A 22,247-nucleotide genomic window follows, 5' to 3' on the forward strand; every position below is an offset into this window, starting at 1 on the left:
CATGTAATACTCGTATAAAGATTTTATCATTTGGTTTGTACGCACATATCATTGCTTGAGTTTTATACCCTAAATAACGCTATTCCGTTACAACGAGCAGGTCGATTATGGTTAGATACCACTATGATTGACTTGTTTTTTGTTACCTCCGTTTTCTTGCGTTTTTTTGAAAATGACTCGCAACTTTGCGTAGCGGAGAAATTGAAAGGTGAAGAAAAGAAAAAACTGGAAAATTCAACGGAGCAGCTTCAGCAGAAAAACCAGAAGATCAAATCTGAAAAAACAGAACAGGTGAAAAGCAAGCAACTTGAAACATTAGTCCCTGAATTGACAGTGATTGAGCCCTATTTGGAAAAAGTCGGGGGGAATGCTGAGGGGACGGGTAATGTACTTGATTCTGTTCCATCAGTTAAAAACGGTGAGTTCAATAAATGGTTCAATTCTTTGACTCCTGATGAATTTGATAAAGTGTGGGCTGACCCTAAACTAAGAGATACCATAAAAGACCGACTCAGACATCCAGGAGGGTTGCATGAGTGGCATTTGGTATCAAGAGCAGACGTATTCAAAAGATGGGGAGTAACAAGCGAACAAATTGCTGAAATGAGGACGCTTATAAGTGAGACCAAGTTCGTGAATTCCACTGGTAAGCACGGTGGGAAAGGCTCAACAAAAGCACATAATGAATTGCTAGAAATAATTGATTCGTCTACTGATTATGATATGTTTAGAAGAAGACTACAAAACTGGGCTAATTATAGGTTTGAGGGTGGGGTAGATGCTCTACCTGATGGACTAAAACCATAGGGGAGGCTTAACATGGAACTGGAAGGATTCGTATCTTTGTGGGTGGGCAATGTTCAATCTTCTGAGGAATTGGACAGATTACTTACAGTCTCTTATTCCGATGAAGGAGACTTTATTCCATCCATATTTGCTAAGCACTTTGAGGTTCGCAGATATGATGATGCGGTAAGAGAAGCAGAATATTATGAAGAAGTAAGTAATGACCTAAATCAATTACTTGAAGGATTCTCTTATGATGATGAAATTATCCCGAAATTTAATACACTACTAGTGCATGAAAAATTGCCAAAAGATATTAATGCAGTAATTTTACTTTATAACTTTAAGTATACTGGGGAGATTGTTGAAGCTACAATTCAATCCAATTATCTGAGATACTTAGGTACGGTGGAATACCAATAAAGGGGCTACCCAGTGCCGAATGAACCCATCATCTAACCAATAACCCATATAACCCATGTAATACCCGTATAAAGATTTCACCATTTCATTTGTACGCACGTCAATGCTTTAGCTTTATACCCTAAATAACGCTAATCCGTTACATTAAACAGGTCGATTATGGTCAGATACCACCATGATTGACCTGTTTTTTGTTATCTTCGTTTTCTTACAGTGAACTTCAACCGTTGTAGACGGAAAGGGCTCAATATGGACTTCAGTGCGTTATGCGGAAAAGTACTGCAGAATTTGTAAAAAACCAATTACAATTAGGCAAAGTCTTTTAAATATCGAATCTGCTGAATATCGGAGGGAATAACTTGCTGGAAGAAATAATTAACCTGAATCACATAGGGATCAATGTGAAATACGCTTTAGATCATAAGGAAGCCGTTCTTTTTCTCCACTTTAGCGGCGGGAATTTGAACATGTGGGATGGCATCATCCCGCAGTTTGAGCAGGAATACAGTATCATTGCTCCGGACTGCCGGGGGCACGGCAAATCAGATAAACCCGAAACAGGCTATCATATAGATGATATGGCAAATGATATGTTTCTACTACTTCAGCATCTAAATGTTAAACGTTGCCATATCGTTGGCAGTTCAATGGGGGCTGAGGTGGGGCTGAGTCTGGCTGCGTCACATCCAGAGCTCGTTCAGTCATTTATCTGTGAGGGTGCCTTGTATAATGAGTTTGGCGAATATGGTCTATTTAAGGGGTCAGAAGAAGAAATTAAGCAGAAGAAGGAAGCCCAGCGGGCCCGGTTGGCAGAGGGGAAAGAACGTGAATTTACCACTAGAGCAGCCTATGTGGAAAAAGAACGGATGGAATTCGAGGAACACGGATTGTGGAACGAATACTTCTCAGCTTTTATTAATAATAATCTGCAGCAGCTGCCAAATGGAAACTTTACGGAGTGTTTTTTAAATCGGGTTAAAATCGAATATGTTCAAAAATACTTGGATGTGAAATTTGAGCACTATTACAGCAAGTTGAAGTGTCCGGTTCTTTTCTTACCGAGCGAAGAAGAGTGGGCAGATGAGAAAATTAGAAGCTGTATGCATGCATTCGCCAGTCTAGTGGATATCTATGAAATCGAGCATATCGAGAACTCCCTTCATGCTTATGTCTGGATGCAGTTTCCTGTGGCGGCGGCTGAGGCGGTAAAGAGGTTTATTAACAAGCATTAATGAAATACCCGTACATAGGAGTAGAAGATCTGAGACATTAGCCCGTAGGCTAGTGTCTTTTGCATTTCAAGGGCACAGCTAAGCTCGAGTCGTTTCTTGCGGGAGCTCTTCTACCACCGGACAAAAACCGGGGTTTGAAGAGCACAACTGCTTAGTGAATTCCGGCCGGAGCTTGGAGAGTTCTCTGAAATAACTGCTAAGGGCGTGATTGAGACTGACGGACCCTTTTTGAAAAGAAAGGGGGTACAAGGTCTGGACATGGCTGTAATAATATCGTTTGTCGCTGCGGGGCAGTTTGAAGATCGAGGGCGGAACATAAGTGGCAGCATCAAAAAGATTGCCAATGCGGTAGCTGTTCGGTACATACTTGGAACAAGTCTTTGCGAAGACCGGATCGCCGACGCGGGGAGAACCATAGGTATACAGGCGCGGAGTATTAAAGGCTGTATTGGCAGCAACATCGGGGGCACATAGTGTGGCCAGCGCTCCTCCAAGGCTGTGACCGGTAATATACAGGATCTTACCAGATGACAGCCGGGATAGTGCGGAGTGGATTTCCCTTCGTGCAGAGGTATAAATATCAGTGAAACCACGGTGTGTAAGACAGTAGTTTTCCTTGATGAATTTATACCTTTTTTGCGTGGCGTTGGCATTAGAAATCCAATTGGCCGTTGAACTGCTTCCACGGAAGGCAATAATAATCTCTTGCGGAGATTCTATAATGAATCCGAACGGCTCCCATACACGGCCCAAAGATTTCGCTTGAATGATATGAATGACTGAATAACCTGCTGGAACGGTGAACGTTCTATCTGAATGATTAAACTGGACATAGGTCTGTCCACAGACAGCCGCCAGAAAGATAGCCCGTTCTTCAAAAGCCTGATTATTGCTCACCTGCATCCCGCCTCTCCTTATAACCTGTGTATGATTCGAGCATAGGATAGGTGCCTGTCACTGGAATAAAAGCTTCTAATCTGTGAAGTTCAAATCCATTGAAATTAAGGATTAAGGCTGTTTTCCCCTACGTATCAGTCTAAAAGGTATGGGGTAATAAGGTTGTAGTCCCAAATACAACCTTAGGAGGAATGCAGATTGGAATGGACCCTTGAAGACGTGGAAGAGACGAGCCGATTATTCCCGCAATCCTTTTTTATCCCCTCCGAACAAGAACGCAGGGCACAGGGTATAGGAAGGAAAGTAAGGCTGCATTTTACATTGACGAATCCGGCAGATGGAGACCCTCGCACAGAGCGGATGTGGGTTGAGATTACTGGCCAAGATCCGGTTACCCATACGTATACAGGAGTATTGATTAATGCTCCGTTAAGCCTAAAGACACTACAAGCCGGGGATGTTCTTGAATTCGAGACCCGGCATATAGCGCAGACCATTCTCCGTAAAGGAGACCCGTCATGGGTAGAGGTTGGCGAGAAAGTAGCGTTTGTCTCCAAAAAATGTCTTAAACCTGGAAGTGCGGTACTATGGATGTACCGGGAAACCGCCGAACGGGAGCAGGACAGCGGCTGGCGTCTTTTTGCCGGTGACGAAGATAGCGAATATCTCAGCAATCCCAATAACACTCGTCTGATGAATGTATACTATATTCTGGATCTTGACCCTAGTCTACTGGAGCCGTTCAAGCGGGAAACAGGCACTGCGTTTGAGCGGGAGAGCCAGGATGCCGAATGGGTGGAGGTTAAGGATTGGGCAAGGGGCAAACAGATGTAATAGTGGTTCGTGAAGGAAATGCACTGCTGTTCATGAATAAGCGCTCAAAAGCATAAGAGCTATGCTTTGAGCGCTTATTCGTTTCGTATGGTTATTGCGGGATCAACTGGGTGAGCTGGTCTAATAACTCATTGATTTGGTTAATGGTCTCAGGAATGCCTGTTGATTCAAAGGCGGCCTTGCCTTCCTCGAGGTTGGTGATGGCCTGATCCAGACCTTTCTGTAGCGTTTCGTTATACCCCACAATAGATTGATGCAGGTCCGCTGCATATTCGGGAACCTGAAGATCTGCATATTGGACGATCTGTTCTTTGAGCGCATGGAGTCTATCGGTCAATGCCTGCTTCGCCTGCGGATCTAAGGCAGCAGCAGCAGCCAGCGTATCCATTTCCTGCCCGAACGCTGTTAAGGTCTGCATATATGAAGCTGTATCGGTGGCGAAATTGACGCTGTTCCCCACTTTTTCTGCAAACCCGCAACCTGGAACAACCAGCAAAATGAAAAGCAGCAGACTTATTCCGTATTTCCTCATTTGCTTCACTCCTCTTGAGTTATTGTATGTGCCAAGTATACTGAAGGTAATACGGGAAGGATTACTCCAGGTTGCGAACGTGACGACTTGGAGGAATCCCCCAGCCTATCAAAGAAAGGGGTAATTTGATTGAACCAAGTGTTGTTGATCATCGATGCGCAGCAGGAATTAATGGACGGGAACCAGGAGGAAAGTGCAGTATGGAATAAAGATCAGCTTATTCTAACGATCAATAAAATGATTAATAAGGCCAAAGAGACTGGCGTAGAAGCGGTGTTTGTCAGGGATCTCGATGTAGCTGAAGGAAAAGGCGCAGGTTTTCAGGTGCACAATGAAATTCATATGCCTGTAGATGCTAAAGTGTTTGATAAGCAGGCAACGAATGCTTTTCACGGGACAGGACTTCTGCAATATCTGCAAGAACAACAGGTGGAGCATGTAGTGATTATGGGCTGTAAGACACAGCACTGTATCGATACTGCGGTACGGATGGCTACCGTCAATAAGCTGGATGTCACCCTGGTCGGAGATGGACATTCTACAACAGACAGCGAAGTACTGAATGCCGAGCAAATCATCAAGCATCATAACCGTACACTGCATGGGCACTACAATGTGGAACACTTTTCGATGGTCAGAGGCTCGGAAGAAGATCTGTTTCGTCCAACACATGACTCGTACAGGTAGGGTTATACATGCTGGCGGCACTCAGAGAGTGCTGCTTGCAATCTAAATCTAAAGGATATATAGTATATTCAGAAAATAAAAGTTAGGGTGAATACAATTGTCATACTCTACAGCCTTATCACAAGGGATCTCCATATTAGTCTATATACATGGTATCTCGGAGGAAAACTGTGCTAATTTTTTATCCACCAAAGTGATCTCCGAGCAGCTCAATATTCCAGTACCAACCACGGTGAAAGTCATCCGCAACCTGAATAATGCCAAACTGACGATTGCCAAAGAAGGGGCTAAAGGCGGCATCCTGCTGGCAAGACCGTTATCCGAAATCACGATATTGGATGTTTTTCTGGCCGTAGAGCCTGGAAAAGCCTTGTTCAAACTCCACACAGATGTAACCCTGCAAGGAAAAGAAGTGAATGAAGTGAAACAAAAAATCTCAGACAGTCTGGAGGCTGCAGAGATAGCGATGCAGAATCAATTAAAAAAAGTAAGGTTAACGGATTTATTAACTTGATAAAGTTAACCTATTTTTTTTAAATTAACTATATATAATATGTATAAAGAATATTTCATATATTATAATTGTTAATTAGCGAAAAGGAGCATTCATATGAATTTAGAATCAACAGTAGTGAGAGCAAGCAATGGCGTCGCAATCCCGCAATTAGGGTTTGGAGTGTATAAAATAACGAAGGAGGATGAGTTCAGGATAGCAATCAGCGAGGCTATTCGGATAGGCTACCGGCATTTTGATACCGCCAGAATTTACGGGAATGAGGAAGCTTTAGGCAGAGCGATCCGGAACAGTCAACTCTCGCGTGAGCAATTTTTCATCACCTCCAAAGTATGGAACACAGATCATGGGTATAAAGAGACCAGGAAGGCCTTTGAACGAACCATTCAAAGGCTAGGTGTAGATTACCTGGATATGTATCTAATCCATTTCGCATCACCCAACTATATAGAGACGTGGAAAGCGATGGAGGAATTATATGAAGCGGGGATGATCAGAGTCATTGGGGTGGCAAATTTTGAGATTCAGCATCTGGAGTATTTAATGAAACACAGCACAATCCCGCCAATGATCAATCAGATTGAGACCCATCCGGAGTTTCCGCAACTGGAGCTGCATAATTATCTTAAGGAGCATCAGATCCTGCACGAGGCCTGGGCCCCGCTAGGACAAGGCAACCAGACACTTCTCCAACATCCGGAATTAAAAAAGATCGCTGATCAGCATCATAAAACGGTGGCTCAGGTCATTTTACGCTGGCACCTGGAACGGGGAGTAATCCTTATTCCCAAGTCCTCCAATCCCAAAAGAATCATGGAGAACAGTGAGATCTTTGACTTTAGCCTGACCAGCGGCAATATGGAAATAATCAGCCAGCTGAATACAGGCAAACGTTATTCGATGAATCCAACGGGGTATATGATCAACCCAATCTATAATCGTCTGATGAAACTATTTCTTAAATAAAGCTACCTTTATTCATAAGCTGCTCCATTTTTGCAATGGTACCGTCCTGTTGCGGAACGTGAATGGACACAGTCAGGTTTGGATTCTCCAGGGACTGGAAAGAGACCAAGTCGAAATTCAGCATCCCGAGATTAGGACATCTCAGCGCTTTGTGGCTGTCAATGGCATCCCTTATGTCATGAGTCTCCCAGAATTCCCGGAACTCGGGACTGGCCTTGGATAAAGCCTCGTACTGCTCAGACCACCAGGAATCGTCTGCATAACGGGCATAACCGGCATGGAATTGAGCAGCGATTCGGCGGGCGTGCAGTTCCCATTGATCGCCTTTGAGGTACCGGAATTGCGGGGAGGTAAAGGTCATCCATACGAAATTCCGTTCCCGTTCAGACATGGAGGATAATTCACCATTAATGGCACAGTATGCGGAATTCCATGCGACGATGTTCATTCGGGTATCCATGATACTGGCAGGAGAAGTATCGAGACTATCCAGGAAACCTTGCAGCGACGGGCTGACAAGGGAGGCGTCAAAAGGTAGCTCAAGGGGCAGCTCCCTACGTGCCAGGGAAAACAAATGTTTGCGTTCGGAGGCATCCAGCATGAGAACGTTAGACAATCGCTCAAGCACTTCAGGGGATGCATTAATGTGCCGGCCCTGTTCCAGATAGGTGTACCAATCCAATCCTACTTCCGCTAGCATTGCGACTTCTCCACGGCGAAGCCCGGGAGTGCGTCTGCGTCCGTTATATGGCAATCCGACTTGATCAGGCCGAATCCGTTCTCTGCGAATACGCAAGAATCGGGCTAATTCCTGATATCGATCCAATTGGGGTGTAGACATATCATTCTTCCCTTTCACATGAATTTCACAAGGAGAGTGGGACTGACAATCCCAGGATAATCAAATCTCTTACTAACCCGGGGAGTACTTTATACAATAGCTTATGTCATCTATAAAGAAGAAGCAATGAAGACCAAGATAATATCCAATACTCGAATGGAGGGTTCATCATGTACGAGCATATCGTTCTTTTTAAATTCAATAACAGCGGCACTGAAGAGAAGCAAGAAGAAATCATCCAGACCGTGAACTCTTTTAAAACCTCGATTCCCGGTATTATTGAACTGACCGCTGGCATCAATGTAACGGAGGAAGTTGAGCATAAGAATGGATTTACTGTGGGGATCCGGATTACTTTCGAAGACAAGCAGGCAAGCCAGAACTATTTTCACCATCCGCTGCATCAGCAATTTCTGCAAAACGCAGGCAGTTCGATTGATAGTGTTATTGTTGTGGATTACCCGTTCCATTGAACGGAGGATGAGGCCTCGCAGACTATCAATTTGATCCCGGAACAAGCTGCTTTGTTGACGCTTCAGGATTATAATCATTATAATCTTGCTATGACAATATCTATTGTATCTACCAAGCTGTATATCCCCCCGGCCAGGTCAAAAATTGTTGTCCGCCAGCGTCTGCTGGAGCGGCTTAACGAGAGTTTGCAAGGCAAGCTGACTGTTCTCTCCGCCTCTGCCGGTTATGGTAAAACGACACTCGCCAGTGCATGGCTCTCCGTCTGCGGACGCAGAGCTGGATGGCTGTCGCTGGATGCTGGGGATAATGATCCTGCAAGCTTCCTCACGTATCTGTGTGCCGCTTGCCGGACTATCGGCGTGAACATCGGAGAGGGTGTGTTTGCTGCGCTTCAATCCCCTCATCCCCCGCCAATCGAATCCTTGCTGACCACACTTCTGAATGAAATCACTTCTACCTCTGAACCTTCCATTCTTGTCCTTGACGATTACCATCTGATTGATTCGAAGACGGTCAATGAAGCCGTTGCTTTTCTAATTGAGCACCTGCCGCCGCAGATGCATCTGGTCATCTCCACACGTCAGGATCCGGTTTTGCCGCTCTCCAGGCTACGTGTGCGGCATCAATTGACTGAACTGCATGCTGCAGACCTGCGTTTTAACGCCTCAGAAGCTGCTGAATTTCTGGACCAGGTCATGGGGCTGACGCTTTCCGCTGAAGATGTTATGCTCCTTGAATCCCGCACAGAGGGCTGGATAGCTGGCCTGCAATTAGCCGCGCTCTCCTTACAGGGACGCAGTGATGCCACAGGTTTCATCCAGTCGTTCTCGGGGCGCCACAAGTTTGTTCTGGATTATCTGGTAGATGAAGTGCTGCATCAGCAGTCCGAGAGTATTCAAGCCTTTTTACTGTTCACATCGGTCCTGAGCCGGATGTGCGGTCCGCTGTGTGATGCTGTTCTTGGTGAAGAATGCGGAGGATCACGGCTTTCCTCCGGACAATGTACCTTGGAATATCTTGAACATGCGAATTTGTTCCTTGTCCCTTTAGACAACGAAAGACGCTGGTACCGTTATCACCATCTCTTTGCGGATTTGCTGCGGGAAAGGCTGTCTCAAGGCTTTCCTCCGTTAACAGGGGAAGGGAAGATGACCGCTACTGAATTACATATACGGGCCAGCAGATGGTATGAGGACAATGGTTTTGAACTTGAAGCTTTCCACCATTCAGCTGCTGCGGGGGATATGGAACGCACAGCCCGGTTGATGGAAGGAGAGGGAATGCCGCTGCATTTCCGGGGAGCGGTAACTCCTGTACTGAACTGGCTGCAATCCTTACCGGGGGCGATTCTGGACGCAAGGCCCTCCTTGTGGGTGATGTATGCTTCAGCACTCCTCATGAAGGGTCGGATAACGGGTATAGAACAGATGCTTCAAGCTGCCGAACAGGCGCTGCAAGATATTATACAGAACGAGAGGACCCGTGATCTTACAGGACACATTGCCTCCATACGTGCTACGCTCGCTGTAAGCAAACACCAGGCTGAACCCATATTGAACGAATCGCGCCGTGCTTTGGAATATCTGCATCCTGACAATCTCCCGGTGCGCGCAGCGGCAACGTGGTCACTGGGTTATGCCTATCAGCTTCAAGGGGATCGCGGCTTAGCCGTTACAGCTTATGCCGAAGCCTTGTCGATCAGCAAGAGGATCGGGCATGTGATGATCACAATCATGGCAACCCTTGGGCTCGGAAACATTCAGGAAGCAGAGAACCTGTTGCCGGCTGCGGCTGAGAGCTATCTTAGTGTGCTTGAATGGGCAGGGGAACCGCCACTGCCGGCCGCATGTGAAGCGCATCTTGGATTAGCGCGGATCTATTATGAATGGAACCAGTGGGAAGATGCCATCGTTCACACCCGATTAAGCGTTAAGCTTGCGCAGCAGTTTGAAGATTTGGACCGGGGTGTGGCAGGGGAACTGCTACTCGCGAAGCTGAAGCTTGCACGTGGAGAGGTGGGCGCGGCGGCTACTATTTTAGCTCAAGCAGAGCTTTTCGCCCGCCAAGAACATTTTTGGATATTGATTCCGCAGATTGCTGCTGTACAAATATCGGTTATGCTCCAGCAAGGGAATCTAGATGCAGCAGCTTTAATAGCTGGGCAGCACGGGCTTCCACTCTGGCAGGCTAAGGTCAACATGGCACGCGGTGATACTTCTGCCGTGTTAGCGCTGCTGGAGCCCATGCTTAGGCAAGCAGCCGTCAAGGGTCGCCCGGACGAACAGCTCAAGGGAATGATTCTATATGCAGCAGTCCTTTACAAGTGCGGAGATAAGTCTGCTGCGACGCTAGCATTAATCGAATCTATGACAATGGCTCAGCCTGGCGGCTTCATCCGTTCTTTTGTAGACGAAGGGCTACTGGTCGAAAGGCTGCTGCGTGATGCAGAGGTACGTGGGAAACTGCTGGATTATCGGGGAAAGCTGCTGGCTGCATTTGAAGCAGAGAAACTGCAACATGGCCAATTGAAATCGATTCAGCATCTGGCCCAGCCTGCCCCAACCTTTGTCGAGACGCTGAGCGGGCGTGAACTCGAAATATTGCATCTCATAGAACAAGGTCTCTCGAATAAAGAGATAGGTGAGCGGCTATTTCTGGCACTTAGTACCGTTAAGGGGTATAACCGGAATATCTTTGACAAGCTTCAGGTTTCACGTCGCACAGAGGCTGTTGCCCGGGCCCGCACGCTAGGCTTATTGTGATAACTTCAACAGTACTAACGCAGTTTTTGCTAAAACCATACTTAAGTATCTACCTGATCCACCCTGCCGAAGCTATACTTATTGCAAATCGATACCCGGGGGGAAGCTCATGAAAGCTGTAGTATGTTCCAAATACGGATCACCAGAAACACTGCGCCTTATGGAGTTGGAGAGGCCTGTGCCCAAGGGCAAAGAGCTGCTGATCAAGGTTCATGCTTCAACGGTAACCGCAGGGGACATTCGAGTACGGACTTTTAAGAGTCCTGTCTTGTTTTGGCTGCCTATGCGGCTCGTTTTAGGTCTCAGCAAACCCAGAAAACCTGTTTTGGGTGTAGAGTTATCCGGTGAAGTGGAAGCGGTAGGCCATGATGTGAAGCGGTTTAAGCAAGGTGACCGGATTTTTGCGCTGACGGGGATGCGCTTTGGCGCCCACGCAGAATATGCCTGTCTGCCTGAAGATGGAATGGTAAGCATCAAACCGGCCAATACGACCTTTGAGGAAGCTGCCGCAGCGCTTTATGGGGGAACCACCGCATTGTATTTTCTTAGAAAAGCGGGTATTCAAAAAGGACAAAAAGTTCTGATCTATGGAGCTTCGGGCACTGTAGGGTCATTTGCGTTACAGCTTGCAAAGCACTTTGGGGCAGAGGTTGCCGGGGTATGCAGTACCGCAAATCTGGAATGGGTATATTCCTTAGGCGCGGATCAGGTGATTGATTATACGAAAGAAGATATTACAACTAAAGGCGAGAGGTACGATATCATCTTCGATGCCGTCGGCAAACTTCCCAAATCCAGCTGCAAAAAAGCACTGAAGCCAACCGGAGTTTACGTTACAGTAGACAGGCAGGGAATGGCTAAGGTACGCATTCAAGATCTGCAATTCCTCAAAGAACTCATGGAAACGGGGAAGATTAAATCGGTGATCGACAGGTACTATACATTAGAACAAACGGCAGAGGCTCACCGGTATGTGGAACAAGGGCATAAGAAGGGCAGTGTTGTCATAAGAGTAAGGAAGGGCAGCGATCACTGCGACCTTTGCCGCCCGCTGTAGTGAAAACGAAATCCTCATGCATTAAGATCGCTTTGAATAAGAATGAAACGGAAAAAAGTGAACTTTCGTTACATTCTATACAGCAACTATTACCTCGACGTCGCCATATTTTTCCTACGATAATCTGTAGGGGATACGCTGGTTTCTTTTTTGAAGATACGGTTAAAGGATCTATAGTTCTCGAACCCAATGGATTCGGAAATCTCAAAGGTTTTGTGATCTGTGGTGATCAGGAGCAGCTTCGCCTTCTCAACTCGCAACCGGGTAAGATATTGAATAAAGCTTTCTCCAACGGTTTTTTTAAACATCGTGCTGAAATAAGGTACGCTGTAATTAATGGAAGCAGCCAGTTCCTCCAGCTTATAAGGATAGCTGAGATCTTCACGCATGTGTTGAATGATTCTTGAGATAGAAGCATCAATCTTGCGGCTACCCTCCTGCAGCTGTTGAAGCTTGCTGAAATAAGCACAGGTAGCTTCATGCACCGAGTTGAAGGTTTGGCACAGCTCTAATTTTTTGCGGAGGTCTGCTTCTAATTCTGCACCGCCTTCGGCTCCAACTACGGTGTGACTCATATTCAGAAAAACCCGCAAATATAAGGATTTTATCTGCTCAGGGTCCCAGCATTGCTCCAAAGCTTGTCGGTAGAGAGAATTGCGTTCTTGCTCTAGTGCCGAGGCATTTAGATAGGGCTCCAGTAACGCCTGCTGCAGCACCTTGCTCCAGAACCGGTTTAACGGCTCAGGTATGCTGTGGAATTGGGCTACTGATCCCCACTCCTCGATACGGATGCTTTCATCGTAGCGGTAGAAAAAAGGGTATGGTGCGGACGACAATTGTTTGAGCGCATCTGGATGAAGCTCTAATCCGTGCTCGAACCGACACTGAAGAGCAATACAGTTCATTTTTAGATTGGTAGCTGTGGACTCGAGCACCTGCTGTAAAAATCCGGGGTACTCCAGACTCATAGTATCGGTGTAAATAGCTAGAAAACGTCCTTTATCAAGGGCAATGACTTTATTCGCGCCTATGTTGCTGAGCAGTTCCTTTAACACATTGGCTCCGGCAAATTGCCACAGCTTCAGCTCCTCTTGCTGGTCAAACGAAAAGCGCAGGGAGTTTCTGTCCAGCTCAAGTAGCAATGCTGTAAAAGAGTTGCTATAGATCGAGAGCTGGGCCTCCTCCAGGCTACGAAGCCATTTGGCTTCAGCAGCAGGATTCAGCAGCATATCCAGGAACAGGCTTTGTTCAATCTCAATTTCGCTCAAGCGTACCTGCTGCTCTAGCTGGAGCTGCTTATCCCGAGATTTATCGAATGATTCTACTTGAGTCGCTAATGCTTCCATTGTTCTGGCGAGCAGCTCCGGGTCGGAAAGACAGTCATCCTTGATGAGATAGGAAGAGGCTTTCAGCTGAATGGCTTGTTGGGCATAATGGAAATCCTGATGACAAGTTAGGATAATAACCTTTGGCACTTGTTCCCCGCTTTTTTCAATTTCCCTAAGCATCTCTAGTCCGTTCATAACCGGCATCGTAATATCCGTTACGACTAGTTCTGGCTTATGCTTCAAGAACAATTCCAGCCCGTCCATGCCATCCTCAGCTTCACCAACCAGGCTAAACAGGTCGTCACGCTGCTCAATGAAATGGCGGAATATTTCGCGGGCAGGAGTTTCGTCTTCCACCAGTAGTACTTTATGTTGCTTCATGTGGCTCCTCCTTTATCATTACGGTTTCAAGTGGCAGTGTGATCCGAATGGTTAAGCCGTCTCCATCGGAATTCAGCCCGATATGCGCCCCCGTTCCGAATAACAGCTTCATTCTCATCCATACATTCAGCAGCCCAATGCCCTCAGTAATTTCCTCTCGTTGCAGATGGAGTTGTAATTGGGTCAATTTATTGTCCTCCACCCCAATTCCATCATCTATAATCTCCAGTATAATTTGCTTTGCTGTAAAATCATTGAAGGCATGTATAGTTATATGGCCTTCGTTCAATTTCTTGGGGAGAATGCCATGGAAGATGGCGTTCTCGATAAGTGGCTGAAGGCTTAACTTAGGAATAAACATCCTTTGCAGCGGTTCCTCAACCTCGAGCAAAAGATGAACCTGACATTTATAACGGATATTTAGCAAGCCCACATAATCTGTGAGATAATCAAGCTCTTTCTCTAGTGGAACGGTCTGTTCAAAATTTTCCATCGAGTACCTTAATAGTGCAACAAGGCGTCCCATCAGCATGTTGATTTTGTCGTAATCCTTCATAAGTGCGAACATTCGAATGGTATTCAGCGTGTTGTACATGAAATGGGGATTAATCTGTGATTGGAGTGCGCGTATTTCCAGCTTGCGTTTTAAATCCTCAGATTCACGCAGATCTCCAAGCAAGTCTTGAATTCGGACGGACATCGTATTGAGCATACGACCGAGATCTCCAATTTCGTTGTTCGCAAAATGAGTGACCCGCGCATTGAAGTTCCCCTTTTTAATGGCATCGACCTGGCGTTTCACGGCTTGTAGTGGTTTATATAGCTGATAGCCGAAGCCGACAACACAAAGAGCACCAAGCAAAACGAGAATCAGGAGAAAATAGGTTACCGTGTCGCGAATGATTTGTGTGCTGGCGGTAAGCTCATTGGAGGGGATCTCCGAGACCACGATCCAATGATCATACGTAGAGGTCTGCTTGACAGAGACAATGGAGGTGCCAACAGCAAATTGTGTGGGACGTTTCATTTCCTTCCAATGTTCCAGAATATTATGTACACGCTCGTTCTGTTCCTGGGTCTCCAGCTTACTGGTGGTAGCAATGGTCTGACCGTCTTCCGTAAGCAGGGAAATAGAGCCATGGTTGCCGAGCTGGATATTCTCAATTTGCTTCTGATACTCGTTGTTGCTCATGGAGATCAATAGAACTCCCTTTAAGTCTTCATACATGAAGAAGGGAACCCGTGAGATGTAATAGGTAGAAGAGTCCAATATCCGCAGGTCAGGCAGTGAATGCTTATCAAGAAAGAGGCCGGTCTGTCCTGAGGACAAATAGGCTTTGATCAATGGTTTATAGGGGGAGCTATCCAGCGTAGCAGGTGCCTCTGTTGAGGAGAAGACTTCATCTGTAATTGCTGAATATACGAGTAATCCCTCTACATTTCCGATGATTGCTGAGGCTGTACTGAGGACAGAGATCAGGTCTCTTTTGCGGACAACCTCTTCAAAATATTGTTCTGACGGTGTAACCAATGCATCTTGTATAGAGGTATTGCGTGAATATTGTTCACTAAGCTCTCTGAATCTGATCATGGTTAGCTCAATCCGATCGACGACTTGATTAACGAGCTGGGCATTGAGACGATTTACTTGTTTCTGTACCGTATTGCTGGATACGCTTACAGAAATATAAGACAGAACAATTAAGGGAATTACAGAGATCGCGAACATGACAACAATCATTTTGAAATAGAAGCTGCGTCTTAAAAAACTAAAAAAGGATGACTTCAAATGACCACTTCCATTATAAGTATAATTTATTTTAATTTATATTGATTATAGTACATCAGCACTCTAGCATAAACAAAAATAATGTAAAATATTAAAAACGGTTACACATTGGCGAAAATCCGGCATGTTCACAATTGCTGCTCTCTTTTATAATCCAAAGTGTCACATACAAGAATGCGCATTCAAAACTGAAGTAATGGGGGATGACAATGATCTTTACAAAAAAGCAAGCATCTTTGACGTTAGCAACGGTGTTACTAGCTTCAACAATAGCGGGTTGTTCCAGTAATAGTGGTAGTGGTAATAGTACAGCGAATAGTGCGGATACAGGGGCAACATCGGCACAGGCTAAGCCGGCCAATATTAAGGCAATGACGATTCTCTTCGGCGATCCAGCAGCAACACAGAATAACAAAGCCAAAGAGGATTTGGAGAAGCGGGGAAATGTTAAGCTGGACGTTACCTTCGTGCCTTCTGAGGCATATGCAGATAAGCTTTCAGTGGCGATCTCTGCAGGAAATTCCTACGATCTTATGTTGATGGATGGCGGGAAAAATGATAATTTCATCAATCTTGTGAAGATGGGTGCCTTTCATGATCTAACTCCATATATCGAAAAAACGAAAAATCTTAGTCTGATCGATGAGCAAGTGTGGAACGGTCTAAAAGTAGAAGGCAAGGTCTATGGAATTCCACGTCCACGTGGTCTGTATGGTGGTGGGGAAGCTAGTATTATCATCCGCAAGGATTGGCTGGATAAATACAACTTACCTTTACCTCAAACGATGGATGAGTTGACTCATGCGCTTGAAGTATTTAAGGAAAAGGACCCGGCAGGCAGTGGCAAAACAATCCCGCTTACAGCCTTTGCGGTTGATACTCCGGGACCTTTCGGCGGGGTAATGCCAATGAAATTTGCATATGGACTTCCAAACGATTGGAAGATTGAGGATGGCAAGGCCGTTCGTGACTTCCAAACTCCTGAATACAAAACTTATCTGGATTGGCTTAAAGATGCTTGGAGCAAAGGTTTGATCGACAAGGATACACCAGTTCTTAAAGGACAGGCACAAACACGCAGCAAATTTTTTTCGGGTACGGCAGGTGCATTCATTGGTAACGTAAGTGATATTGTGGAAACCAATCTTGAGAAGCTGAAGCAGATAGATCCGAATGCTGAAATGGCGATCATTGATATGCTGAAGGGCCCTGATGGAAAGACCGGTGTAGCTATTTATTCCGGATACTACGGTCTGTGGAGCATACCAAGCTCTGTACCCGATGATAAGGTTCAGCAAATTATCGATTTCCTTGACTTTTCGGCTTCCGAAGAGAATGCGGATTTCTCTAAGACAGGGATTAATGGAGTTCACTCCAGTGGACTTAAAGATGGTGTAGCTGTGCAGACAGATGAGCAGAAGAAGCTGTATGACTTGGAGAAACCTAGCCTATTCGTACTGGAGAACAGAACGAATCCTTACGTATATGCCAATTCCAAGGAGCAGGATATCCTGAAAGTTCAGATGGAGTCGCTGGATCGAATTAGCAAAGTTGGGATCGAGAATCCGTTCCTCAGCTATTCCTCTGAGACCGCTAGTAAGAATCCTAATCTGCTGCAAAAGATGAGTGCTGCGATGACGAAATATGTGCTTGGTGAGGGTAGCTGGGATAATGTGCAACAAGAAATCGATGCCTATAGTAACGGAACCGGGTCACAGATCGCTAAGGAAATGATGGATCAATACAACGCAGATCATTAAAGAAATAAAATTTGCAGGTGAGAAAGGGGAAACATCCCCTTTCTTTTCAGGATAAGGGGGTTTTCTACATGCAGACAGCGATGCGTTCGAACCGAATTCTTAAATATTGGCCATTCTATGTACTGGCGGCACCGGGACTTATATATTTCTTGCTTTTTAATTATTTACCGATGTCTGGTTTGTCATTAGCCTTTAAAGATTATAGTCCCTTTAAAGGCATTTTAGAAAGTCCGTGGGTAGGGTTTGATAATTTCAGACAATTCTTCGGAACATCCGATTTCTATATGCTGTTGAAGAACACATTGCTGCTCAGCTTGCTGAATATAGTTATTTATTTTCCATTCACGATTATTTTGTCGCTATTAATCAATGAAGTACGGCTCAATGTATTTAAACGCTTTTCCCAGACCATTGTCTATTTGCCACACTTTTTATCCTGGGTCGTTATTTATGGGATTACGATTTCCTTCTTTGGTCCTTCGGGTGTGATCAATCACTACTTGGAGCAATGGTTTGGTACAAGTGCGAGCTTCCTTGTCAGCAATGAATGGTTCCGGCCATTGATGATTTTCCAAGCGATTTGGAAGGATGCAGGCTGGGGGACGATTATTTTCTTAGCAGCACTTGCCGGAGTGAATCCGGAGATATATGAAGCGGCAAAAGTGGATGGAGCCAATCGCTTACAGAATATTTGGCACATCACGTTACCGGCGATCAAAAGCACGATTGTGATTTTGCTGCTCCTGCGTTTAGGCTCATCGCTTGATTCGAATTTTATGCAAATATTCTTGATGACGAACAGTCTCAACCTGGACGTTTCCAATGTATTTGATCTATATGTCTACCGTGTCGGCTTGGAACAGTTTGATTACAGCTTTGCTATTACGGTAGGTATGTTTAAATCTATTGTCAGCTTGATCCTTGTCGTCGGAGCGAATTATGCTGCAAGACTGCTGGGTGAAGATGGCATATTCTAGAATTGGAACAGGAGTGGGGCGTCATGAGACTACGGTTCACCTGGTTTGATAGCATCATTGTTGTATTCATTAGCTTAATAAGTCTACTGGTAATACTACCTTTTCTTTATATTATTGCAGTATCGTTTAGCCCGGCAGCAGTATCGATGTCAGGAACCTTCTACATTTGGCCGAAGAGCTGGACGCTGGATGCCTACAGCTATCTCCTGCACGCAAACAGCTTTATGGGCTCCATTAAAAACTCACTCATCATCACGATCATGGGAACCTGTATCAGCTTGTTTGTATCCATTACCCTGGCATATGCAATCTCGAAAAAGTATCTGCCGGGTCGACGGGTAATGCTGCTGCTTATTTTCTTTACGATGATCTTTCATGGCGGATTGATTCCTAACTATCTAGTCGTGAAAAATCTGGGCTTAATCGATTCGTATTGGGCGGTTGTGCTTCCAGCAGCTTCCAGTGCATTTAATATTCTAGTAATCCGCTCGTTTTTTCAGAGCCTTCCGGAGAGCTTGGATGAAGCAGCACGTATTGACGGTGCTGGCGAGTTCAGAATTTTATTCTCCATTGTACTTCCGTTATCGAAACCGATTATCGCAACCTTTACGCTGTTTTTTACGGTGCAGTTTTGGAATGACTTCTTCTCCTCTGTAATCTATATCAATGACACCTCGCGTTGGCCAATTCAACCGCTGCTCCGGCAGATGGTCGCCATCGGTTCTTCCAATATTTCGGCAGAAGCATCCGTCGATGCCTCACTTGCGGCCAATCTTGGACCCAATGTACAGAATGCAGCGATTCTGCTGGCCATGCTCCCAATTATCGTAGTCTATCCGTTTCTGCAAAAGTATTTTGCGAAAGGCGCGATGCTAGGTTCGATTAAAGAGTGAAAAGTGATGATAGAGATGACATTGACTTATAAGGTTGTAAGGCATAATTCGTTAAATGGAGCTACTTACAATCAGGATGTCATTGTTATCTCTCGCAAGTAATAAATGATTGGGGGCGTTGTTGTATGCTCGGCATGATTGAACTGCTTCATGGTTTGGACATGGGAACGAAGGAGGGCTTCAGGGAGAAGCTATTTCTGGAGGCTCGCCCGCAGGAATATCGTAATTTTCGTGATGATGCACTGAATATAGAATTGGTTGAGGAGGTTCGGGCATATAAGGACCAGCTTGATAAGCAACCGATTACCGCTCTAACGTATTCAACGTTTAAGCTGTTTTCGGAGCAAGGATCGAGAGTGGAGTACGAGAGCTTGTATTTTGCAAGACGTTTGCGTCTGAACACATATGCCTTGCTGGTATTAATAGATGAGCGGCTAGAGGATGTGGCCAGCCTGGAAGACATCATTTGGGCGATATGTGATGAATATACATGGTGCGTTCCTGCACATCTTGCGAATAGAACTGGGGACCAGCTTCGTTACACCATCGATTTGTTTGCAGCTGAGACGGGCTGGGCATTATCAGAGATTGTCGAACTCACCAAGAATAAGCTTGCTCCAGAGATTATCGAGCGAGTGGAGAGAGAGGTTACGTCACGTATTCTGGAGCCATTTATGGAGCTTCGGCCGATGCATTGGTGGGAAACCGCGACGAACAATTGGGCTTCTGTCTGCGCAAGCTCGATCGGAGCATGTGCGATCTATTGGATTGAAGACAATCAGATTTTGGCGCCGGTGTTATCTCGTGTTGTTCAGGTGCTGCGCAATTATTTATCAGGCTTTGGAGAAGATGGAGCTTGTACCGAAGGCTTGTCTTATTGGAAATATGGCTTTGGCTTTTATGTTGCTTTTGCTGAATTGTTACGTGAGAGAACGAGTGGAGTGGTAGATCTATTACAGTCGGAGAAAGTAAAATCTATTGCGTTATTTCAGCAGCACAGCTATTTATACGAGAATTTTACGATAAGTTTTTCGGATGGCTCTTTAACCTCATCCTTCCATGCCGGATTAACCTCCAAGCTAAGTGAGCGAATCGGGCAAGTGCAAATTCCGAATATCAAGTATCGTTCCAGCTTTGGTGAAGATCACTGTCACCGCTGGATTCATGCTGCGCGGAATATTTTCTGGGTAAAGCCAGAGGGAAGCAAGTCGGCGGAGTCTACGCAAGCTCCTTCTAGTTGTTACTGGAAGGATGCAGAGTGGTTTGTGACACGATCGCAGGTTCAAGGGCATACGGTGGTATTCGTAGCCAAGTCTGGACATAACGATGAGCATCATAATCATAATGATGTCGGTAACTTCATTCTGCATTTGGATGGGGAGACCTTTCTGGTAGATCCCGGTGCAGGAGAGTATACGAAGGATTATTTTAGCCCTCGAAGATATGAATTTACGGTTGCCGGATCACAGGGACATTCGGTTCCGATCATTTGTGGGCAATATCAGCAGGCAGGCAGGGAATATCGTGGTGAAGTTATTCAAGCTGAGTTTGGCGAGCGGACCGACCGATTTGTAATCGAGCTGTCAGATGCGTATCAGGTAGATTCCTTAATAGAATGTCGGCGGACGTATCATTATGAACGGGCGAGTGGCGTAATGAACTGTACGGATGAATATAAGATTGCTGAACCTTGTTCGGACATTCGCAGCAGGTTTGTAAGCTTTCTACAGCCGCTAGAAATAGCTGCAGGGAAGCTTCTGTTAAAAGGAGAACGGCATTCCGTGCTGGTTCAATATAATGCACTGTCATGTACACATGCATGGAGTGTTACAGAATATATAGATCATCATCATGACGTGAGAACCCTGTACATGCTTGATGTGATGCCGCGGGATATGAAGAATGAAGCAATTGAAGGTACTGAATTCAAGGTAGAGGTATCTTTCACACCATTATGGGAGCATAAGGGGAGCAGATATGAGTAAAGAGTTTGCGGATGCAGTGCTAAAGCGCCTTGAGCCAAAGGTAGATCGGATGCTGGAGCTGATCGGTGATAAATGTCCTCATGTTGCAAGAGAAGATGGAATCTATGATAACACGGGCAGTGACTGGTGGACTTCAGGCTTTTGGCCGGGGCTATTGTGGGTGATGTATTCTGTCACTGGCAAAGAGCGATACAAAGAAGCCGCATGGCGTTGGGATGAGGAGATCGAGCAATGGTTCGTTAAAACGAATGAAGAGCTGCATCATGATGTGGGCTTTCAATTCTTAATGACTGCTGTCATTAAGCACACATTAACCGGTGATAAGGATGGCCTGCGCAGAGGGCTCGAAGCAGCTAATTTCTTAGCGGGACGCTTCAATCCGGCTGGAGGCTTCATTCGTGCCTGGAACATGGATAAGTTCGGCTGGGCGATCATTGATTGTATGATGAACATCTCTTTATTGTATTGGGCTTCGCGTGTGTCAGGCGATCCTAGATTCAAGCATATCGCTTCTATCCATGCCGATACGGCTCTCCAGCATTTCATTCGCGAGGACGGCTCGGTAAATCATATTGTGAGCTTTGATCCGGAGAGTGGGGAGTTTCTTGAATCGTTTGGCGGACAGGGTTATGGGCCGCATTCGGCATGGAGCAGGGGGCAAGCCTGGGCGATCTATGGTATGGCTAATACCTATCGTAATACAGGAGAGATTCGTTATTTGGAAGCTGCCAAACGTGTTGCCCATTACTTCATAGCATCCCTGCCGGAGGATTCCGTTCCCTATTGGGATTTCCGTGCAGAGCAGCAGGATGGGCAAGAGGAGCCAAGAGACAGCTCTGCAGCGGCCATTGCAGCATCCGGTCTGTTGGAAATCGCGAAGCTTGTGCCAGCAGTAGAAGCTGAGCTTTATTACAATATGGCATGTCGTATTCTGCAATCTTTAACAGAGCATTATGGAACGTGGGATCAGCCTAACCATGAAGCGATTCTAATTAAGGGTACAGGGCATAAGCCTGCTAATTCGAATATTCATGTTTCACTTATTTACGGAGATTACTTTTATGTTGAGGCATTAGCTAAAATAAGTGGCTGGCAGCAACGCATATTCTAAACTACTAGAAGCAGGGGA

General features: G+C 45.6%; 20 protein-coding genes. 15 read left to right on the plus strand and 5 right to left on the minus strand.

Features of this window, described 5'->3' with window-relative positions; translation table 11 throughout:
- Positions 1-123 precede the first annotated feature (123 nt).
- The 3 genes from ACAN54_RS00730 (at position 124) to ACAN54_RS00740 (ending at position 2,441) form a co-directional block, all read left to right on the plus strand.
- A complete protein-coding gene (locus ACAN54_RS00730) occupies positions 124-807 on the plus strand; it encodes a hypothetical protein (RefSeq protein WP_379151054.1) in 684 nt (227 codons plus the stop codon).
- A gap of 12 nt (positions 808-819) precedes the next feature.
- Positions 820-1,209, plus strand: a complete 390-nt coding sequence (locus ACAN54_RS00735; protein WP_379151057.1) for an immunity 22 family protein — start codon at positions 820-822, stop codon at positions 1,207-1,209.
- Positions 1,210-1,568: 359 nt separating this feature from the next.
- The gene (locus ACAN54_RS00740) at positions 1,569-2,441 is read left to right on the plus strand and encodes an alpha/beta hydrolase (RefSeq protein WP_379151060.1); all 873 of its coding nucleotides are present in this window, start codon (positions 1,569-1,571) and stop codon (positions 2,439-2,441) included.
- A gap of 78 nt (positions 2,442-2,519) precedes the next feature.
- Here ACAN54_RS00740 and ACAN54_RS00745 read toward each other — a convergent pair whose 3' ends face one another.
- Positions 2,520-3,344: a lipase family protein gene (locus ACAN54_RS00745; RefSeq protein ID WP_379151063.1), complete on the minus strand. Its 825-nt coding sequence runs from the start codon at positions 3,342-3,344 to the stop codon at positions 2,520-2,522.
- Positions 3,345-3,536: 192 nt separating this feature from the next.
- Between ACAN54_RS00745 and ACAN54_RS00750 the strand changes: the two genes are divergently transcribed.
- The gene (locus ACAN54_RS00750) at positions 3,537-4,172 is read left to right on the plus strand and encodes an immunity protein Imm33 domain-containing protein (RefSeq protein ID WP_379151066.1); all 636 of its coding nucleotides are present in this window, start codon (positions 3,537-3,539) and stop codon (positions 4,170-4,172) included.
- Positions 4,173-4,263: 91 nt separating this feature from the next.
- On the opposite strand, the gene ACAN54_RS00755 is transcribed toward ACAN54_RS00750, so the two are convergent.
- On the minus strand, positions 4,264-4,704 hold the full coding sequence (locus tag ACAN54_RS00755; RefSeq protein ID WP_379151069.1) for a DUF6376 family protein: 441 nt from the start codon (positions 4,702-4,704) through the stop codon (positions 4,264-4,266).
- Positions 4,705-4,833: 129 nt separating this feature from the next.
- On the opposite strand from ACAN54_RS00755, the gene ACAN54_RS00760 reads away from it, so the two are divergent.
- The 3 genes from ACAN54_RS00760 to ACAN54_RS00770 all read left to right on the plus strand — a co-directional run bounded on the left by ACAN54_RS00760 (position 4,834) and on the right by ACAN54_RS00770 (position 6,871).
- Positions 4,834-5,391: an isochorismatase family protein gene (locus ACAN54_RS00760; RefSeq protein ID WP_379151072.1), complete on the plus strand. Its 558-nt coding sequence runs from the start codon at positions 4,834-4,836 to the stop codon at positions 5,389-5,391.
- 97 nt (positions 5,392-5,488) lie between these two features.
- Positions 5,489-5,905 (plus strand): RrF2 family transcriptional regulator, encoded by a 417-nt coding sequence (locus tag ACAN54_RS00765; protein ID WP_379151076.1) that lies wholly within the window; start codon positions 5,489-5,491, stop codon positions 5,903-5,905.
- Between the two features lie 96 nt (positions 5,906-6,001).
- Positions 6,002-6,871, plus strand: coding sequence for an aldo/keto reductase (locus ACAN54_RS00770; RefSeq protein WP_379151079.1), 870 nt, complete (start codon positions 6,002-6,004; stop codon positions 6,869-6,871).
- Here the strand turns inward: ACAN54_RS00770 and ACAN54_RS00775 are convergent.
- Complete coding sequence (locus ACAN54_RS00775; RefSeq protein WP_379151082.1) at positions 6,864-7,712, minus strand: helix-turn-helix transcriptional regulator; 849 nt, start codon at positions 7,710-7,712, stop codon at positions 6,864-6,866. The two genes, ACAN54_RS00770 and ACAN54_RS00775, sit on opposite strands and share 8 nt — an antisense overlap.
- A gap of 170 nt (positions 7,713-7,882) precedes the next feature.
- On the opposite strand from ACAN54_RS00775, the gene ACAN54_RS00780 reads away from it, so the two are divergent.
- The 3 genes from ACAN54_RS00780 to ACAN54_RS00790 all read left to right on the plus strand — a co-directional run bounded on the left by ACAN54_RS00780 (position 7,883) and on the right by ACAN54_RS00790 (position 12,005).
- Complete coding sequence (locus ACAN54_RS00780) at positions 7,883-8,185, plus strand: Dabb family protein (RefSeq protein WP_379151085.1); 303 nt, start codon at positions 7,883-7,885, stop codon at positions 8,183-8,185.
- Between the two features lie 90 nt (positions 8,186-8,275).
- Positions 8,276-10,948 (plus strand): winged helix-turn-helix domain-containing protein, encoded by a 2,673-nt coding sequence (locus tag ACAN54_RS00785; protein WP_379151089.1) that lies wholly within the window; start codon positions 8,276-8,278, stop codon positions 10,946-10,948.
- A 109-nt stretch (positions 10,949-11,057) separates the two neighbouring features.
- Positions 11,058-12,005, plus strand: a complete 948-nt coding sequence (locus tag ACAN54_RS00790; protein ID WP_379151092.1) for an NAD(P)-dependent alcohol dehydrogenase — start codon at positions 11,058-11,060, stop codon at positions 12,003-12,005.
- Between the two features lie 89 nt (positions 12,006-12,094).
- On the opposite strand, the gene ACAN54_RS00795 is transcribed toward ACAN54_RS00790, so the two are convergent.
- Positions 12,095-13,714 carry a response regulator gene (locus ACAN54_RS00795; protein ID WP_379151095.1) on the minus strand — a complete coding sequence of 540 codons (1,620 nt, stop codon included), beginning with the start codon at positions 13,712-13,714 and terminating at the stop codon, positions 12,095-12,097.
- Positions 13,701-15,455, minus strand: a complete 1,755-nt coding sequence (locus ACAN54_RS00800; RefSeq protein ID WP_379151099.1) for a sensor histidine kinase — start codon at positions 15,453-15,455, stop codon at positions 13,701-13,703. Before ACAN54_RS00800 ends, ACAN54_RS00795 begins: the two co-directional genes overlap by 14 nt.
- A 257-nt stretch (positions 15,456-15,712) precedes the next feature.
- Between ACAN54_RS00800 and ACAN54_RS00805 the strand changes: the two genes are divergently transcribed.
- The 5 genes from ACAN54_RS00805 (at position 15,713) to ACAN54_RS00825 (ending at position 22,229) form a co-directional block, all read left to right on the plus strand.
- Positions 15,713-17,263, plus strand: coding sequence for an extracellular solute-binding protein (locus ACAN54_RS00805; RefSeq protein WP_379151102.1), 1,551 nt, complete (start codon positions 15,713-15,715; stop codon positions 17,261-17,263).
- A gap of 68 nt (positions 17,264-17,331) precedes the next feature.
- Positions 17,332-18,240: an ABC transporter permease gene (locus ACAN54_RS00810; protein WP_379151105.1), complete on the plus strand. Its 909-nt coding sequence runs from the start codon at positions 17,332-17,334 to the stop codon at positions 18,238-18,240.
- Between the two features lie 23 nt (positions 18,241-18,263).
- Complete coding sequence (locus ACAN54_RS00815; RefSeq protein WP_379151108.1) at positions 18,264-19,133, plus strand: carbohydrate ABC transporter permease; 870 nt, start codon at positions 18,264-18,266, stop codon at positions 19,131-19,133.
- 125 nt (positions 19,134-19,258) lie between these two features.
- Positions 19,259-21,118, plus strand: a complete 1,860-nt coding sequence (locus ACAN54_RS00820; RefSeq protein WP_379151111.1) for a heparinase II/III domain-containing protein — start codon at positions 19,259-19,261, stop codon at positions 21,116-21,118.
- A complete protein-coding gene (locus ACAN54_RS00825; protein WP_379151114.1) occupies positions 21,111-22,229 on the plus strand; it encodes a glycoside hydrolase family 88 protein in 1,119 nt (372 codons plus the stop codon). The genes ACAN54_RS00820 and ACAN54_RS00825 overlap by 8 nt, the downstream gene beginning before the upstream one ends.
- The last annotated feature ends 18 nt before the right edge of the window (positions 22,230-22,247 follow it).

This window comes from Paenibacillus diazotrophicus, assembly GCF_042610465.1.

Bases quoted from the DNA above. Each gene is read 5' to 3' on its own strand.
- ACAN54_RS00730 (WP_379151054.1), top strand. From the start codon at position 124: ATGATTGACTTGTTTTTTGTTACCTCCGTTTTCTTGCGTTTTTTTGAA.
- ACAN54_RS00735 (WP_379151057.1), top strand. From the start codon at position 820: ATGGAACTGGAAGGATTCGTATCTTTGTGGGTGGGCAATGTTCAATCT.
- ACAN54_RS00745 (WP_379151063.1), bottom strand. From the start codon at position 3,344: ATGCAGGTGAGCAATAATCAGGCTTTTGAAGAACGGGCTATCTTTCTG.
- ACAN54_RS00755 (WP_379151069.1), bottom strand. From the start codon at position 4,704: ATGAGGAAATACGGAATAAGTCTGCTGCTTTTCATTTTGCTGGTTGTT.
- ACAN54_RS00770 (WP_379151079.1), top strand. From the start codon at position 6,002: ATGAATTTAGAATCAACAGTAGTGAGAGCAAGCAATGGCGTCGCAATC.
- ACAN54_RS00775 (WP_379151082.1), bottom strand. From the start codon at position 7,712: ATGTCTACACCCCAATTGGATCGATATCAGGAATTAGCCCGATTCTTG.
- ACAN54_RS00780 (WP_379151085.1), top strand. From the start codon at position 7,883: ATGTACGAGCATATCGTTCTTTTTAAATTCAATAACAGCGGCACTGAA.
- ACAN54_RS00785 (WP_379151089.1), top strand. From the start codon at position 8,276: ATGACAATATCTATTGTATCTACCAAGCTGTATATCCCCCCGGCCAGG.
- ACAN54_RS00790 (WP_379151092.1), top strand. From the start codon at position 11,058: ATGAAAGCTGTAGTATGTTCCAAATACGGATCACCAGAAACACTGCGC.
- ACAN54_RS00795 (WP_379151095.1), bottom strand. From the start codon at position 13,714: ATGAAGCAACATAAAGTACTACTGGTGGAAGACGAAACTCCTGCCCGC.
- ACAN54_RS00800 (WP_379151099.1), bottom strand. From the start codon at position 15,455: ATGATTGTTGTCATGTTCGCGATCTCTGTAATTCCCTTAATTGTTCTG.
- ACAN54_RS00805 (WP_379151102.1), top strand. From the start codon at position 15,713: ATGATCTTTACAAAAAAGCAAGCATCTTTGACGTTAGCAACGGTGTTA.
- ACAN54_RS00810 (WP_379151105.1), top strand. From the start codon at position 17,332: ATGCAGACAGCGATGCGTTCGAACCGAATTCTTAAATATTGGCCATTC.
- ACAN54_RS00815 (WP_379151108.1), top strand. From the start codon at position 18,264: ATGAGACTACGGTTCACCTGGTTTGATAGCATCATTGTTGTATTCATT.
- ACAN54_RS00820 (WP_379151111.1), top strand. From the start codon at position 19,259: ATGCTCGGCATGATTGAACTGCTTCATGGTTTGGACATGGGAACGAAG.
- ACAN54_RS00825 (WP_379151114.1), top strand. From the start codon at position 21,111: ATGAGTAAAGAGTTTGCGGATGCAGTGCTAAAGCGCCTTGAGCCAAAG.